Below are 16,091 nucleotides of genomic sequence, written 5' to 3'. Positions count from 1 at the left end.
TAGCGGGAATAAAGAGATTTGACTATGGATGCGGTCTAAGGTGTGCGATCGATTTTTACGGCGCGTTTTTACGACAGTAAAGCGAAGGGACATTTGACGCGGCAAAAATCCAGGCCCCCCGATACTCATCGATCATCAGGCTCAGCTCCCTACCCGGCGTGCGGTAAAAACCCGGTAGCGTTGCGTTGATATCAGCCTCATCCGCATTATCGGCAAAGGTTTTAACAATACGATTGTTATTTAACACGCGCGCGTTCTCATGGTCACTGTAGTGAAAATAGATTGTACGATTAACTTCAGTAACCGTCTGACCAAATAATTTACCGTTAATAACCGTAGACCCCTCCCGATGCTGCATCCGCCAGGAAACCGTACCCACAAATCGGTTTTTACCAATCGTCCATTCCACATCTCCCGTACAGCGTATCGGCGTACTCGATAAATGCGAATAAGCTAACCAGCCACTGGTGATAGCGGCCGCCAGAAATGCCGCCAGCAAAATGATACCGTTCCGGAGAGTCATCATTTTTCGTGCGCCCAAAAATAATGGGTAGTACATAACGCCGTCGCGTCCCTTCGCGCATCGTTATTACAGACAAACGCCGCGATTCGCTCCGTTTTACTATAGCCGACGAGAAAAACGTATCGTTTTTCGGCACACAGACCGGGATTATTGTTTAGCAGGCGCACGTAATGATCCTGAATATGTTCGTTAGGTGCATAAAAAAGTTGGCAGGCCTGGGGCATGCTGCCCGTTGAAAGGGGAATGTAGTGACTAAACGGCATGTTCTGGTGCTTTTTATATAATATTCCCCCGTTGATAAGCGCGATCAACAAAAGCGTTGCGGTCGTTATTATCAGCCAGGCTGGCCTCTGCCTTGCGGCGCCATTGGCAACGACCGCGTCTTTATTGGCTATGACTGGCTCAGCGGTTGGGACAAATAATTCAACCTCGGTAGCCTCGGAAAGCATAAGCCCGCGACGCGAAATCGTTTTTACCGTATCGCGCGGTAAGCCCACCTCAGCGAGGGCATTGCGTAATGTCAAAATAGCCTGGTAAAAGGTATTCGGCGTAGTGACGTCATTGCGCTCCCCCCATCCCACCACCATTAACTGGTTTTGCGAAATTATTTCTCCGGGATGGGTGATGAGATAAAGAAAACAGAGGTTGGCAGGAAGCTGCAATTGTATCGAGCGCCCGGTAATATGATTTACCAGGTTTTTGTTTTCTGGATCATACTCGACCAATTTGTTAATAAGATACAATTTTCCTTTCCTCAGCAATAACAACCCTTAACTATATACACCAGAAAGATATACGTATATTTAACAACAGTATAGGTCAGAAGGATCAGGACGCGATACCACCCCAACTAAGATTAAGAATAACACATTGTTTTTCAATCAGTTAAAAGACAGTTTTCTTAGGTTTCTCTCATCTAAAACGACATAATGAGATTTCATTACACTTCGCCCGGCCCACTCATTATATTGAGCCCCAAGTCGCGAAAAGACTGTCGTTACAGCCGATTTAAGAAACGAATCTTTAGCTATTAGTGCTATTTCGTAAATCGTCCTGCGGGATTTTTTTTGTCGAATAATCTTAAGGGGCTGAAGAATAGTCCTGGAATACGATGGCCAAAGTATGTCCTTTCGCTATGGCTACGGCCTGACAAAATAGACATCACCAGGAATTTATATTCTTCACCACTATTTATCATAAACAAGAGAGGGGCACGAGATATGTTTCAAGATTGACACATTTGGATGGCAGTGAAATATTGACAGTGAAAATAAGACAGGAGTGGACTGGATGATGACATCGTCGCATAAGGTTGTCCGCTGTATGAGCTGTGAATTGTCCTGTCAGTTATTTCCAGATAACGCAGTACGTTCACAATATTGTGGAAATGCCTCATTCGCAGTTTGGCCTGGTGGTAACCATTTCCTGCAGATTGCAGTAGAAAATAAAATATTGCAAGGAAACAAGAATCACTTATTACGCGGCTTTATATTTGTTGACTTTTCGTTTTGCAACCTGCGCGTACTTGCCGATCCGCAATGGATTGAACGTCTGGTGAGAACTAACATGAACATCGTGATTATCACAGACCGCAAACTGGAAGCATTGGCCAATTATTTTTTCATGCAGCGCAGTGAAATAAAGGGAATTATTTATTCGAATGATAACGACTTTATATTAAAGGAAAAAATCAGCCATCTTTTCTCCGGGAGACGGTTAAATAGCAGACGCGGCAGCATGTTGAACGCTGTTGAATTTACGTTACTGAACAGATTTTTGTCAGGTGCTTGCCTCCAGGAGATTATAAAATCAGACGGCATTGATGTTAAAAAAATTTATGTTCATAAAATACGACTTGAGAGGAAGTTAGGCACCAGTATTCATAAAGTTCTCGTTTCTATTTTGTAATTTCAACCTGTTTACCTACCCACATCTAATGGTGTGGAGGATGTTCTACGCCTGAAAGAAAGGGGGCAGTCATGCCATATTTAATGAAACACTCACCAGTCGCCGCTGCGATTTCGCTGGCGTTAACGTCAGCGCTATTTACCGCACATGCAGCGGTAATAGATTTTGCTAATTTACCTGCCTCCGGAGCGGTAACGGATTTGCCTGCAGAAATACAGGCGCTGATACCCGCAACGGCAAACGCGAACTTTAGCAAAAATACCGGAGATCCTAACTATGTCTACCAGTACAGCCCGGGGAATATCCCGATTTACGGAGATGGGATCACCCTCGAAGGGCCTGGGGCGGAAGCCTTTGAGCATTCCGTTACCGTTATTCAGAACTCCACGTCCGGCAGCCCGGGGGTGATATTTGGTGACGATCTGACTATTCGCACCCAGTCAAAAGTGGCTGCCAATAATGGTAAAGACGTCGACGGTATTCGTACCCACGGGATGAACACGCCGGACAATCCGGTATTTATCATTACCGGTGACCGCACCCATATCTACGTTAACGGCCAAAGCGGTGACGGCATCAATGCCGGGTACAGCTCCTTCAGTCAGGGTTCTCTCGGCTCCGCCAATATTTATGTGGGTGACGATCTCTATATCGAAACCACGGGCAGCACCGGGCGCGGGATTAGCGCTTATGCACTGAATGATGCCTCAAAGGCAAAAAATAACGTTATCGTCGGCGATCGTGCGCATATTGTGACGCGCGGGACTTACGCTGAGGGCATTCGCACCAACCAGAGCGGCTCATACGTCCGGCTGGGCGATGAGGCGACCATCGAAACGTACGGCACATCGGCCTATGGCCTGTACGCGGGTTCTGCGTCAAAAATTGAGCTAGGCAAAAGCGCGACGATAACCACCGACGCGGCCAGTGCCTCCGGGGTTTATTCTACCGGCTCGTCAAACATCACCCTTGATGAAGGCGTCACCATCACGACCAACGGTGCCAGTGCGCACGGCGTCTACGCGTACACCGGTGCGGTGAATCTGGGAGATAACGTCACCATTGCGGTAAACAGCAGCGAGAAAACCAGCAGCTCCGCGCAGGCGCCGCACGGGATGTATGCCTGGTCGCGCGGCGTGATAGCGCTCGCGGGTGGTGCAACCATTACCACCGCAGGCCAGCGCGACAGCGGTAGCTATGCCCTGAACGCCAGTAACGGCGGGGTGATTGATGCGTCCGCAGGAGGCAAGTTCATCCTCAACGGCGATATCCTTTCCGCAGGCGGCGTCGCGGCCACCAGCACGCTTCCGGCACAAAACAGTACCATTACGCTGATTATGGATGACAACTCCCTGTGGAACGGGGCGTCCTTCATTGAGAGCAACGCCGCGGGTATCGGTACTATCGCACTGACGATGAATGATGCCGTCTGGAATCTGCGCGACAGCTCCACGCTGACCAGCCTGACGCTGAATGCGGGCGGCACGATTAATTTCCAGCATGCAGAGGACGCGGCGTGGCAAACGCTGACCATCAAGGATGACTTTATCGGCAACGGCGGCAAGCTGGTTTTCAATACCGTGCTGTTTGACGACACTTCGGAAACGGACAAACTGATCGTTGAAGGCAACACCTCCGGTCATACCGGGGTGGAAGTGAACAACATTGGCGGTGCCGGCGCGCAAACCGTAGAAGGGATTGAAATTGTCAGCGTTGGCGGCAACTCTGAGGGGACGTTTGAGAAGGCCAGCCGTATCGTGGCGGGGGGCTATGACTATAACGTTGTGCAAAAAGGTAAAAACTGGTTTTTGACCAGCCTGGTCGAGCCCGTTGATCCTGTAGACCCACCGGTCGACCCCGTAGATCCACCTGTTGACCCAGTGGACCCGGTAGATCCGCCCGTTGACCCGGTGATCCCGCCGCAAGAGCCGGTTCCCCCAGCCGCACCACCGAAAAGCGAGCACCAGTATCGTCCGGAATTTGGCAGCTATCTGGCAAACAGCTATGCGGCCAATACGCTGTTTATGACCCGTCTGCACGATCGTCTGGGTGAAACGCAATACATCGACATGCTTACGGGCGAGCAGAAAGTGACGAGCCTGTGGATGCGTAACGTCGGCGGTCATACGCGTTTTAAAGACGGCAGCGGCCAGCTAAAAACCACCGCCAATCGCTACGTGCTGCAGCTGGGTGGTGATGTCGCCCAGTGGAGCACCGATGGCCTGGACCGTTGGCATCTCGGCCTGATGGCGGGCTACGGCAACAGCCAGAGCCGGAGCGCTTCCAGCCTGACCGGCTACCGCTCACGCGGTGAAGTGAATGGCTATAGCGTCGGTCTGTATGGTACCTGGTACGCAAACGAGGCGGATAAAAGTGGCACCTACGTTGATAGCTGGGTGCTGTATAACTGGTTCGACAATAAGGTAATGGGACAGGATCAGGCCACTGAGAGTTATCGTTCCAGCGGCGTGACCGCCTCTGTCGAAGCGGGCTATAGCGTTAAGGTGGGCGAAAGCGACCGCAACAGCTACTGGATCCAGCCGAAAGCGCAGGCCGTTTGGATGGACGTGCAGGCTGACGATCATCGCGAGCGCAACGGCACGCGGGTGAAAGACGAGACTCAGGGCAACCTGATGACACGTCTCGGCGTAAAGGCCTACATCAGCGGACATAACGCGATTGACGACGGTAAATCACGGACCTTCCAGCCGTTTATCGAAGCGAACTGGATCCACAACACCCAGCCCACGCGTATCCGCATGGATGACGTCAGCAATGACATGCGTGGTACGCGCAATATCGGTGAACTCAAGACCGGCGTAGAGGGGCAGATTACGCCGCAGCTTAGCGTATGGGGCAACGTGGCTCAGCAGATAGGCGATAAAGGCTACAGCGATACGCAGGGGATGTTAGGGGTGAAATATAGCTTTAAATAACAATATTTAAGCCGCTGTTTGCTCAGCGGCTTTTTTTGCTTCAGGCAATATCATCGCTGGTACTGGCCAGGATGATTTCAACCTTACTGGATTTCAGGTGAGTTTGCAGAGCCGAGCCAGGCATCTCATCGGTGAAGAGTGCCGTGGCCTGCGCCACGTTGCCAATCTCTACCGCCGCGGATGCGGTAAATTTCGTATGATCGGCCGCGAGCAGAATGTGGCGAGCGTGGGCGATCATGGTTTTCACCACGCTGGCTTCATTGACGTCAAACTCCATCATCGCGCCGTCGTGCTCAATTGCCCCCACGCTGGTCACGAGATAATCCGCCCGAAAACCAGACACAAACGCCGTTGCCGCAGGCCCGATAATCCCGCCATTGTGCGGGCGCAGCGTGCCGCCGGGTACCATCACTTCAAAACGCGGGTTTTTATACAGAATATGCGCCACCCGCAGGCTGTTGGTGATAATGCGCAGGTGGTTATGGTTGAGCAGCGCCCGGGCAACGTGCTCTACGGTCGTGCCGATGGTGATGAAAATAGTCGAGCCATCGGGAATATAGTCCGCAATGGCTTCGGCAATCGCCCGCTTCTCTTCGGTAAGCGAGACTTCACGCTGCTCGAACGCCGTGTTCACCACGCTGGATGCCCTGCCCGCCCCGCCATGATGACGCGTGATCAGGCCCTGCTCGCTGAGCTTACGGATATCCCGGCGCACGGTTTGCGTGGAGACATCCAGCAGCTGCGCCAGTTCATCAATGTTCATATAGCCGCGATCGGCAATCAGCGTCAGCAGCTGATCGTGACGCGGGTTGCCGGTCAGTTCGGTAAGGCTCATGGGCTGTCCTCTGAAAACCATCACGCCCCGCATTTTATACAAAAAGTGACAAAAAAGAGCGGGTTTGATCACAGTCGGGTATACCCGCGCGTCCACCGGGCTTTGTGCATTTCAGCGCTGCGACGGCGCTGGCAAAACGCACGGCGTCTGCGGCGGGCAATTGCTGCCCCAGGCTGACCGCCAGCGCACCGTGGAACACGTCGCCCGCCCCGGTGGTATCCACCACGTTCACCTCAAAGCCGGGCTGATGACACAATGCACCGTTTTCCAGCCAGAAGCACCCGTCTCGCCCCTGCGTAACATACACATGTCCATTTGTGAGCGTTTGTGCTTTTTTCAGCGCGTCTTCGGTGTCATCCCGCTGCGTTAAACGCCGCAATCCCGGCGCGGAGAAGGCCGCGTGGTCGCTTAGGGCGATCAGCTCCGCGATGTCCTGCGGGGTGACATCCGCATCAAGCAACGTCGGTACGCCCTGCTGACGGGCCTGGGTAAACGCCTGTTTTGCCCCGTCATGCCAGCGCACATCGGCTAAGACAATATCCCACTGAGAGAAGTCGATTTCATGCAGCCAGTCTGCCGCCGCAGGGAGATCGGGGCTGGGGTAGTTGGCAATCACTCTTTCCCCACCTGCTTCCACCAGCACCGCCGATTGCGACGATCGGGCTCCCTTAACTATGCGCGTATAGCGGGTGTTCACCCCCAGGGATTCCAGCTCCGCAAGCAGTCGTCTGCCGGTATCGTCGTCCCCCACCCGGCCAATAAAATCCACTTCCGCGCCCAGTTTCGCCGCCGCCACTGCCGCCGTTGCCGCCGGACCGCCGCCCACCTCCGTATAGTCTTTTGCGACATATTTCCCACCTTCTTTTGGTAAATCATCGAGATACCAGATGCGATCCAGCACGGTAATGCCGACACAAACGATGCGAGTCATGGTGATTCCTTCTGCGATTTCTGATGCCTTCATTTTAATTTCATCAAATGTTTAAAAAGTGACCCGTGTCAATTTTTTGACTATAAATTACAAATACGATCAAAAACAGACAACATAAACGCGCAAAAATTGACACGATGTGACAGGAGAAAGGCATGTCAGCAATCGCATTTATCGGCTTAGGACAGATGGGCGCGCCAATGGCGAAGAATCTGTTGAAACAAGGTCACCAGCTTAACGTCTTTGACGTAAACCCGCAGGCGATTCAGGCGCTGGTTGAAAGCGGCGCTCGGGCGGCGGCAACGCCCGCGCAGGCAGCAACGGACGCCGAATTCGTGATCACCATGCTGCCAAACGGCGACCTGGTACGCAGCGTCCTGTTCGGCGAGCACGGCGTGTGCGAAGGGTTATCCCGCGACGCGCTGGTCATTGATATGTCCACCATTCACCCGCTGCAAACCGACGCGCTGATCCGCGACATGGCTGAGCAAGGCTTCAGCCTGATGGACGTGCCTGTCGGGCGCACCTCTGACCATGCCATCGCCGGCACGCTGCTCCTGCTGGCAGGCGGCACGGCGCAGCAGGTTGAGCGCGCCACCCCGGTCTTAATGGCGATGGGCAATGAGCTGATTAACGCCGGCGGGCCAGGCATGGGCATTCGCGTGAAGCTTATCAATAACTACATGAGCATTGCCCTGAACGCCCTTTCCGCCGAGGCCGCCGTGCTGTGCGAAGCGCTTGGCCTCTCCTTTGACGTGGCGCTCAAGGTCATGAGCGGTACGCCGGCGGGTAAAGGCCACTTCACGACATCCTGGCCGAACAAGGTGCTGAAAGGGGATCTTTCTCCCGCCTTCATGATCGACCTTGCGCATAAAGATCTGGGGATCGCCCTCGACGTGGCCAACCAGCTCCACGTTCCGATGCCGCTGGGCGCGGCTTCCCGCGAAGTTTACAACCAGGCACGCGCCGCCGGGCGCGGGCGCGAAGACTGGACGGCCATTCTTGAACAGGTTCGCGCATCTGCCGGGCTGAAAAAAACACACTGATACGAAAGGACTGAGGAATGACGATGTACACCCTGAAAGATATCACCCGACCTTCCGGCGGTTTTGCGATGCTGGCCGTGGATCAGCGCGAAGCGATGCGCCTGATGTTTGCCGCCGCAGGCGCGCCGGTGCCGGTAACCGACCAGAACCTGACCGATTTTAAGGTCAACGCGGCAAAAATTCTGTCGCCGTACGCCTCTGCCATTCTCGTCGACCAGCAGTTCTGCTATCGCCAGATTGTCGAGCAGCAGGCCGTGGCCAAAAGCTGCGCGATGATTGTGGCCGCCGACGAGTTTATTCCGGGGAACGGTATTCCGGTCGACAGCGTGGCGATCGACAAGAACGTCGACGCGCAGGTGGTCAAACGCGATGGCGGCAAAGCACTGAAGCTGCTGGTGCTGTGGCGCAGCGATGAAGATCCGCAGCAGCGCCTGGAGATGGTGAAAGCGTTCAATACGCTGTGCCACGACAACGGGCTGCTGAGCATTATCGAGCCGGTGGTGCGTCCGCCGCGTCGCGGAGCCGAATTTAACCGCGAACAGGCGATTATCGATGCGGCGAAAGAGCTGGGCGACAGCGGTGCCGACCTCTATAAGGTGGAGATGCCGCTGTTTGGTAAGGGCACGCAGCAGGAACTGCTGGCGGCCTCGCAAAAGCTGAACGAGAACATCGCCATGCCGTGGGTGATCCTCTCCTCCGGCGTGGACGATAAGCTCTTCCCGCGCGCCGTAAGCGTCGCCATGCAGGCGGGGGCATCGGGCTTTTTAGCCGGTCGCGCCGTCTGGTCCTCTGTGATTGGCCTGCCGGACACCGAGCTGATGCTGCGTGATATCTCCGTCCCCAAACTTCAGCGTCTGGGTGAGATCGTCGACGAAATGATGGCTCGCCGTTAACAAAGGACCCGAACATGAAATGGTTTAACACCCTGAGCCATAACCGCTGGCTCGAACAAGAGACCGACCGCATTCTCGATTTCGGTAAAAACGCCGCCGTACCGACCGGCTTTGGCTGGCTGGGCAATAACGGCCAGGTGCGTAGCGATATGGGCACGCATCTGTGGATCACCGCCCGCATGCTGCACGTTTACGCGGTGGCGGCGAACATGGGACGCCCCGGTGCATATGCCCTGGTTGAGCACGGCATTAACGCCCTGAACGGCCCGCTGCGCGACAAACAGCACGGCGGCTGGTACGCCTGCGTTAACGATGAAGGCGTGATTGATGCGTCCAAGCAGGGCTATCAGCATTTCTTCGTCCTGCTGGGCGCGGCGAGCGCCACCACCACCGGCCACCCGCAGGCACGTAAGCTGCTGGACGATGCCATCGAGGTGATTGAGCGCTACTTCTGGAGCGAACAGGAGCAGATGTGCCTGGAGTCCTGGGATGAAGCCTTCAGCAAAACGGAAGACTATCGCGGCGGTAACGCCAACATGCACGCCGTGGAAGCCTTCCTGATCGTTTATGACGTGACCCACGACCGTAAATGGCTCGACCGCGCCCTGCGCATCGCCTCGGTGATTATTCACGACGTGGCGCGCAAAGGGGAGTACCGCGTTAACGAGCATTTCGACACCGACTGGAACCCGATCCGCGACTACAACATCGATAACCCCGCCCACCGCTTCCGCGCCTACGGTGGCACGCCGGGACACTGGATTGAATGGGGCCGCCTGATGTTGCACCTGCGCGCCGCGCTGGAAGCGCGCTTTGAGACCCCGCCGGAATGGCTGCTGGAAGATGCGAAAGGACTGTTCCACGCCACCATCCGCGACGCCTGGGCACCCGACGGGGCCGATGGATTTGTCTACTCCGTGGGCTGGGACGGCAAGCCTATTGTGCGTGAACGCGTACGCTGGCCAATCGTCGAGGCGATGGGCACGGCCTATGCCCTCTATACCGTGACCGGCGAAGCGCAGTACGAAGCCTGGTATCAGAAGTGGTGGGATTACTGCATCAAGTACCTGATGGATTACGAAAACGGTTCCTGGTGGCAGGAGCTGGACACCAATAACGAAGTGACGACCAAAGTCTGGGACGGCAAGCAGGATATTTACCACCTGCTGCACTGCCTGGTGATCCCCCGCCTGCCGCTGGCCCCGGGCTTAGCCCCTGCCGTCGCCGCCGGATTACTGGATAGCCAGGCCAAATAATTAAGACGGAGTGTTTATGCGTACCCTACACAATATTGACCTGAAAAATAACGAAAGTGGCTTCACCCTGCGCTGGCAGGACCGTCTGATTTTATCCCACACCGCGGATGCCCCTTGCCTGTGGATTGGCGCAGGCGAGGCGGATATCGAGATGTTTCGCGGCAACTTCAGCATCAAAGACAAGCTCAACGAAAAGATTGCCCTGACGGACGCGACCGTCACGCAGCAAAACGCGGGCTGGGCGATCCGCTTTACCCGCGGCGATGCGGTAAGCGCGACGCTGCTGGTGGGCGTGGATGCGGAAGGCCGTCTGGAGCTGAAGCTGAAAAATGACGCCGCCAGCCATAACCGCATCTGGCTGCGGCTGGCGGCGCAGCCAGACGATCATATTTACGGCTGCGGCGAGCAGTTCTCGTATTTCGATTTGCGCGGCAAGCCGTTCCCGCTGTGGACCAGCGAGCAGGGCGTGGGCCGCAATAAGCAAACCTACGTCACCTGGCAGGCCGACTGCAAAGAGAACGCGGGCGGCGACTACTACTGGACCTTCTTCCCGCAGCCTACCTTCGTGAGCACCCAGAAGTACTACTGCCACGTGGATAACAGCTGTTATATGAACTTCGACTTCAGCGCGCCGGATTTCCACGAGCTGGCGTTCTGGGAAGATAACGCCACGCTGCGCTTCGAATGCGCAGAAACCTACGTCGATCTGCTGGAAAAACTGACCGGCCTGCTGGGGCGTCAGCCGGAGCTGCCGGACTGGGTGTACGACGGCGTGACGCTGGGCATTCAGGGCGGCACCGAGGTGTGTCAGCAGAAGCTCGACGCCATGCGCGAGGGCGGCGTGAAGGTCAACGGCATCTGGGCGCAGGACTGGTCCGGCATTCGCATGACCTCCTTCGGCAAGCGCGTGATGTGGAACTGGAAGTGGAACAGCGCGCTCTATCCGCAGCTTGATGCGCGGATTGCGAAGTGGAAAGAGGAAGGCGTGCAGTTCCTCTCCTATATCAACCCGTACGTCGCCAGCGATAAAGATCTCTGCGAAGAGGCCGCGAAACGCGGCTATCTGACCAAAAACGCCAACGGCGAGGACTACCACGTCGAGTTCGGCGAGTTCTACGCGGGCGTTATCGACCTGACCAACCCGGCAGCCTACGACTGGTACAAAGAGGTCATTAAAAAGAACCTGATCGAACTGGGCTGCGGCGGCTGGATGGCCGATTTCGGGGAGTACCTGCCGACCGACACCTTCCTGCATAACGGCGTGAGCGCGGAGATCATGCATAACGCCTGGCCTGCCCTGTGGGCCAAATGTAACTACGAAGCGCTTCAGGAGACCGGCAAGCTCGGCGAGATCCTGTTCTTCATGCGCGCGGGCTATACCGGCAGCCAGAAGCACTCGGTGATGATGTGGGCGGGGGATCAGAACGTCGACTGGAGCCTGGACGACGGTCTGGCGTCCGTCATCCCTGCGGCGCTGTCGCTGGCGATGACCGGGCACGGCCTGCACCACAGCGACATCGGCGGCTATACGACCCTGTTCGAGATGAAGCGCAGCAAAGAGCTGCTGCTGCGCTGGTGCGACTTCAGCGCCTTTACGCCGATGATGCGTACCCATGAGGGCAACCGTCCAGGCGATAACTGGCAGTTCGACGGCGACGCGGAAACTATCGCGCACTTCGCGCGCATGACCACCGTCTTCACCACCCTGAAGCCGTACATCAAAGCCGCGGTCGCGCAGAACGCGAAAAGCGGCCTGCCGGTGATGCGCCCGCTGTTCCTGCACTATGAAGACGACGCGCGCGCCTACACGCTGAAATACCAGTACCTGTTTGGCCGCGATCTGCTGGTAGCGCCGGTTCATGAAGAGGGGCGCCGCGACTGGTCGCTCTATCTGCCGCAGGACAGCTGGGTGAATGCGTGGACCGGGGAAATCTGCCAGGGCGGTGACGTCACCGTTGATGCCCCGCTCGGCAAGCCGCCGGTCTTCTACCGCCAGCACAGCGAATGGGCAGATCTGTTTAGCACCTTACGTCATATCTGATAAGGCTCGCCCGCGGGGCCACCTGCGGGCAGACGGAGAACAATAATGAGTCAACATACTTCCGATCCGGCAACCCTACGCCTGCCGTTTAAAGAAAAACTCGCCTACGGGATGGGCGATCTCGGCTCAAACATCCTGCTGGATATCGGCACGCTTTATCTGCTGAAGTTTTACACCGACGTGCTGGGCCTGCCGGGCACCTACGGCGGAATTATCTTCCTGATTGCGAAGTTCTTTACCGCCTTCACCGATATGGGCACCGGGATCATGCTCGACTCCCGGCGCAAGATCGGCCCGAAAGGGAAATTCCGCCCGTTCGTGCTCTATGCGGCGTTCCCGGTGACCTTGCTGGCGATTGCCAACTTCGTCGGCACGCCGTTTGAAATCACCGGTAAAACGGTGATGGCGACGGTGCTGTTCATGCTGTACGGCCTGTTCTTCAGCATGATGAACTGCTCCTACGGCGCGATGGTGCCCGCCATTACCAAAAACCCGGACGAGCGCGCCTCGCTGGCCGCCTGGCGTCAGGGCGGCGCTACGCTGGGCCTGCTGCTCTGTACCGTGGGTTTTGTTCCGGTGATGAACCTGATTGAAGGCAATGACCAGCTTGGCTATATCTTTGCCGCCACCCTCTTCTCGCTGTTCGGACTGTTTTTTATGTGGTGGTGCTACAAGGGGGTGACCGAACGCTACGTCGAGGCGCAGCCCGCTAACCCGGCGCAAAAACCGGGGCTGCTGCAGTCGTTTCGCGCCATCGCCGGAAACCGCCCGCTGTTTATCCTGTGCATCGCGAACCTGTGCACGCTGGGCGCCTTTAACGTCAAACTCGCCATTCAGGTTTACTACACGCAGTACGTGCTGAACGACCCGATCCTGCTGTCGTACATGGGCTTCTTCAGCATGGGCTGCATTTTTATCGGCGTCTTTATGATGCCCGGCGCGGTGCGGCGCTTCGGCAAGAAAAAGGTCTACATCAGCGGGCTGATGATTTGGGTGGCGGGCGATCTGCTCAACTACTTCTTCGGCGGCGGCTCGGTGAGCTTTGTGGCGTTCTCCTGCCTGGCCTTTTTCGGCTCCGCGTTCGTGAACAGCCTGAACTGGGCGCTGGTGTCCGATACCGTGGAGTACGGTGAGTGGCGCACCGGCGTGCGCTCCGAAGGAACGGTGTATACCGGTTTTACCTTCTTCCGGAAGGTCTCCCAGGCGCTGGCGGGCTTCTTCCCGGGGATCATGCTCACGCAGATCGGCTATGTGCCCAACGTGGTGCAATCCAGTGGCACGGTTGAAGGGCTGCGGCAGCTGATATTTATCTACCCGAGCCTGCTGGCGGTCATCACCATCGTGGCGATGGGCTGCTTCTACAACCTCAACGAGAAGATGTATGTGCGCATCGTCGAAGAGATCGAACTGCGCAAACGTACGGCATAATGACGTGATAGAGCGCCCTGCGGGGCGCTTTGAGGATCGACCATGACACATAATACTGATCCGTTAACCCTCAAATTGAGCCTGCGAGAGAAGTGCGCCTACGGGATGGGCGATTTTGGCTCGAACCTGATGCTGTGTATTGGCACGCTGTATCTGCTGAAGTTTTACACCGATGAACTGGGCATGCCGGCGTTCTACGGCGGCATTATTTTCCTCGTCGCGAAGTTTTTCACCGCCTTTACCGACATGCTGACCGGGGTGCTGCTGGACTCCCGACGTAACATCGGCGCGCGGGGAAAATTCAGGCCGTTCATTCTTTACGCCTCCGTTCCGGTGGCGCTGGTGGCGACGGCGCAGTTTATGGCCAACGACTTTAGCCTGACGGTGAAAACGGCCCTGGCCACCGTGCTCTTCATGATGTTTGGCCTCTGCTATAGCCTGATGAACTGCGCCTACGGTGCGATGGTCCCGGCCATCACCAAAAACCCGAACGAGCGCGCGCAGCTTGCGGCGTGGCGTCAGGGCGGCGCAACGGTAGGACTGTTGCTCTGCACCGTCGGCTTTATGCCCATTCAGGCGCTGTTCGTCCACCAGCCCTCACTCGGCTATCTGGTGGCCGCGCTGGTGTTCGTTACCGGCGGCCTGTTCTGCATGTGGTGGTGCTACAGCGGGGTGAAAGAACGCTACGTCGAGCTTACGCCCGATCACCATAAGCCCGGCATTCTGAAATCATTCTGCGCGATTTTCCGCAATCCACCGCTGCTGGTGCTGTGCATCGCCAACCTGTGTACCCTCGCCGCCTTCAACATCAAGCTGGCGATTCAGGTCTATTACACCCAGTACGTGCTGAACGATCTGCATCTGCTGTCGTGGATGGGCTTTTTCAGCATGGGCTGCATTCTGATTGGCGTGTTTCTGGTGCCCGGCGCGGTAAAGCGCTTTGGCAAGAAACCGGTCTATCTGGGCGGGCTGGCGCTGTGGGCGGTGGGCGACGTGCTGAATTTCTTCTGGGGGACCAGTTCCCTGCTGTTCGTGCTGTTTTCCTGCATGGCCTTCTTCGGCACGGCGTTTGTGAACAGCCTGAACTGGGCGCTGGTGCCGGATACCGTTGATTACGGCGAGTGGAAAACCGGCATTCGCGCCGAAGGGTCGGTGTATACCGGCTATACCTTCTCGCGCAAAATCTCCGCCGCGCTCGCCGGTTTCCTGCCTGGAATTATGCTGACCCAGATTGGCTACGTTCCCCATGCCGTGCAGAGCGCGGGCACGCTGCTTGGGTTGCGTCAGCTGATTTTCCTCTGGCCGTGCGGCCTGGCGATTGTTGCTGCCGTGACCATGGGGCTGTTTTATAAACTCAACGAAGCGCGCTTCGCCTTTATTATCGAGGAGATTGGAAAACGGAAGAAACAAACCGTGAATACCCCTGAGATAACCACCAACAATAAAGCGTCAGCAGTCACTTTATAACAATAAATCCGGCCACTATGTCCTTCCTGTTTATCAGGAGGGAGGCCTTTCTGTACCTGATACATGGACAAATTATGAAAAGAATCATCACTGTACTGATCGTGTCGTCTGTGTCCTGCCCGGTATTTGCCGGGGCCTATGTCGAAACGCGTGAAGCCTACAATACGGCCTCAGAGATGCACGAGGTGATCCTGCGTGCGGGCTATAACTTCGATATGGGCGCGGGACTGATGTTCACCAACGCCTATAACGTGGGTAAATGGGATGAACTTAAGCACAGCTATAACGAAATCGAGGGGTGGTATCCGCTCTTTAAGCCGACCGATAAACTCACCTTCCAGCCCGGCGGGTTGATTAACGACAGCAGCGCCGGTTCGGGTGGCGCGGTTTATTTAGATACCAACTACAAATTTACAGACTGGTTTAATCTGACGTTCCGCTATCGCTATAACCATAACAACTACGATACGCCGGACTATAACGGGCAGATGGATAAGAACGACACGCATGAATTTGCCAACTACTGGAATTTCAAAGTAACGGATGCATTTTTCTACACCTTTGAACCGCACTTTTTCCAGCGGGTGAATGACTACCACAGCAAAAATGGCAAAGACCATCACTGGGAAATTACCAATAAGTTTAGCTATAAGATCGACAGAAACTGGCTGCCGTACCTCGAACTGCAGTGGCTGGACAGATGGAATGATTACAACCGGGAGCAGTACCGGATCCGTTTAGGGCTACGGTATTCGTTCTAATAAAAAAAGCCGCTGATCGCTCAGCGGCTTTTTCGTTGCCGGGTGGCGCATGCGCATACCCGGCCT

General features: G+C 55.8%; 13 protein-coding genes. 9 read left to right on the top strand and 4 right to left on the bottom strand.

Going from position 1 to position 16,091, the window contains the following annotated elements:
• Positions 1-55: 55 nt before the first annotated feature.
• The gene (locus ACOTXI_RS20535) at positions 56-559 is read right to left on the bottom strand and encodes a hypothetical protein (protein WP_227009864.1); all 504 of its coding nucleotides are present in this window, start codon (positions 557-559) and stop codon (positions 56-58) included.
• On the bottom strand, positions 523-1,266 hold the full coding sequence (locus ACOTXI_RS20530; RefSeq protein WP_008501841.1) for a winged helix-turn-helix domain-containing protein: 744 nt from the start codon (positions 1,264-1,266) through the stop codon (positions 523-525). Before ACOTXI_RS20530 ends, ACOTXI_RS20535 begins: the two co-directional genes overlap by 37 nt.
• A gap of 547 nt (positions 1,267-1,813) precedes the next feature.
• Here ACOTXI_RS20530 and ACOTXI_RS20525 point away from each other — a divergent pair.
• Positions 1,814-2,431: a hypothetical protein gene (locus ACOTXI_RS20525; protein ID WP_045352966.1), complete on the top strand. Its 618-nt coding sequence runs from the start codon at positions 1,814-1,816 to the stop codon at positions 2,429-2,431.
• A gap of 71 nt (positions 2,432-2,502) precedes the next feature.
• On the top strand, positions 2,503-5,367 hold the full coding sequence (locus tag ACOTXI_RS20520) for an autotransporter outer membrane beta-barrel domain-containing protein (protein WP_058654051.1): 2,865 nt from the start codon (positions 2,503-2,505) through the stop codon (positions 5,365-5,367).
• A gap of 40 nt (positions 5,368-5,407) precedes the next feature.
• On the opposite strand, the gene ACOTXI_RS20515 is transcribed toward ACOTXI_RS20520, so the two are convergent.
• Together ACOTXI_RS20515 and ACOTXI_RS20510 are read right to left on the bottom strand one after the other, a co-directional pair.
• Positions 5,408-6,202, bottom strand: a complete 795-nt coding sequence (locus tag ACOTXI_RS20515; RefSeq protein ID WP_021242785.1) for a DeoR/GlpR family DNA-binding transcription regulator — start codon at positions 6,200-6,202, stop codon at positions 5,408-5,410.
• A gap of 34 nt (positions 6,203-6,236) precedes the next feature.
• A complete protein-coding gene (locus ACOTXI_RS20510; protein ID WP_058654052.1) occupies positions 6,237-7,133 on the bottom strand; it encodes a sugar kinase in 897 nt (298 codons plus the stop codon).
• A 155-nt stretch (positions 7,134-7,288) separates the two neighbouring features.
• Between ACOTXI_RS20510 and yihU the strand changes: the two genes are divergently transcribed.
• The 7 genes from yihU (at position 7,289) to ompL (ending at position 16,025) form a co-directional block, all read left to right on the top strand.
• Positions 7,289-8,179, top strand: coding sequence for a sulfolactaldehyde 3-reductase (gene yihU / locus ACOTXI_RS20505; RefSeq protein ID WP_025912311.1), 891 nt, complete (start codon positions 7,289-7,291; stop codon positions 8,177-8,179).
• A gap of 17 nt (positions 8,180-8,196) precedes the next feature.
• Positions 8,197-9,072: a sulfofructosephosphate aldolase gene (yihT, locus tag ACOTXI_RS20500; protein ID WP_058654053.1), complete on the top strand. Its 876-nt coding sequence runs from the start codon at positions 8,197-8,199 to the stop codon at positions 9,070-9,072.
• A gap of 14 nt (positions 9,073-9,086) precedes the next feature.
• Positions 9,087-10,328, top strand: coding sequence for a sulfoquinovose isomerase (yihS, locus tag ACOTXI_RS20495; protein ID WP_421633963.1), 1,242 nt, complete (start codon positions 9,087-9,089; stop codon positions 10,326-10,328).
• A gap of 16 nt (positions 10,329-10,344) precedes the next feature.
• Complete coding sequence (locus tag ACOTXI_RS20490) at positions 10,345-12,369, top strand: alpha-glucosidase (protein WP_058654055.1); 2,025 nt, start codon at positions 10,345-10,347, stop codon at positions 12,367-12,369.
• A gap of 45 nt (positions 12,370-12,414) precedes the next feature.
• Positions 12,415-13,797 (top strand): MFS transporter, encoded by a 1,383-nt coding sequence (locus ACOTXI_RS20485; RefSeq protein WP_025912315.1) that lies wholly within the window; start codon positions 12,415-12,417, stop codon positions 13,795-13,797.
• Positions 13,798-13,839: 42 nt separating this feature from the next.
• Positions 13,840-15,264: an MFS transporter gene (locus tag ACOTXI_RS20480; protein WP_048962884.1), complete on the top strand. Its 1,425-nt coding sequence runs from the start codon at positions 13,840-13,842 to the stop codon at positions 15,262-15,264.
• 74 nt (positions 15,265-15,338) lie between these two features.
• On the top strand, positions 15,339-16,025 hold the full coding sequence (gene ompL, locus ACOTXI_RS20475) for a porin OmpL (RefSeq protein WP_032637905.1): 687 nt from the start codon (positions 15,339-15,341) through the stop codon (positions 16,023-16,025).
• Positions 16,026-16,091: the final 66 nt, after the last annotated feature.

This window comes from Enterobacter cloacae complex sp. BZL2005 (assembly GCF_049238885.1).
Classification (GTDB): domain Bacteria; phylum Pseudomonadota; class Gammaproteobacteria; order Enterobacterales; family Enterobacteriaceae; genus Enterobacter; species Enterobacter roggenkampii.
This window is presented reverse-complemented; position numbering and strand designations above follow the sequence as displayed.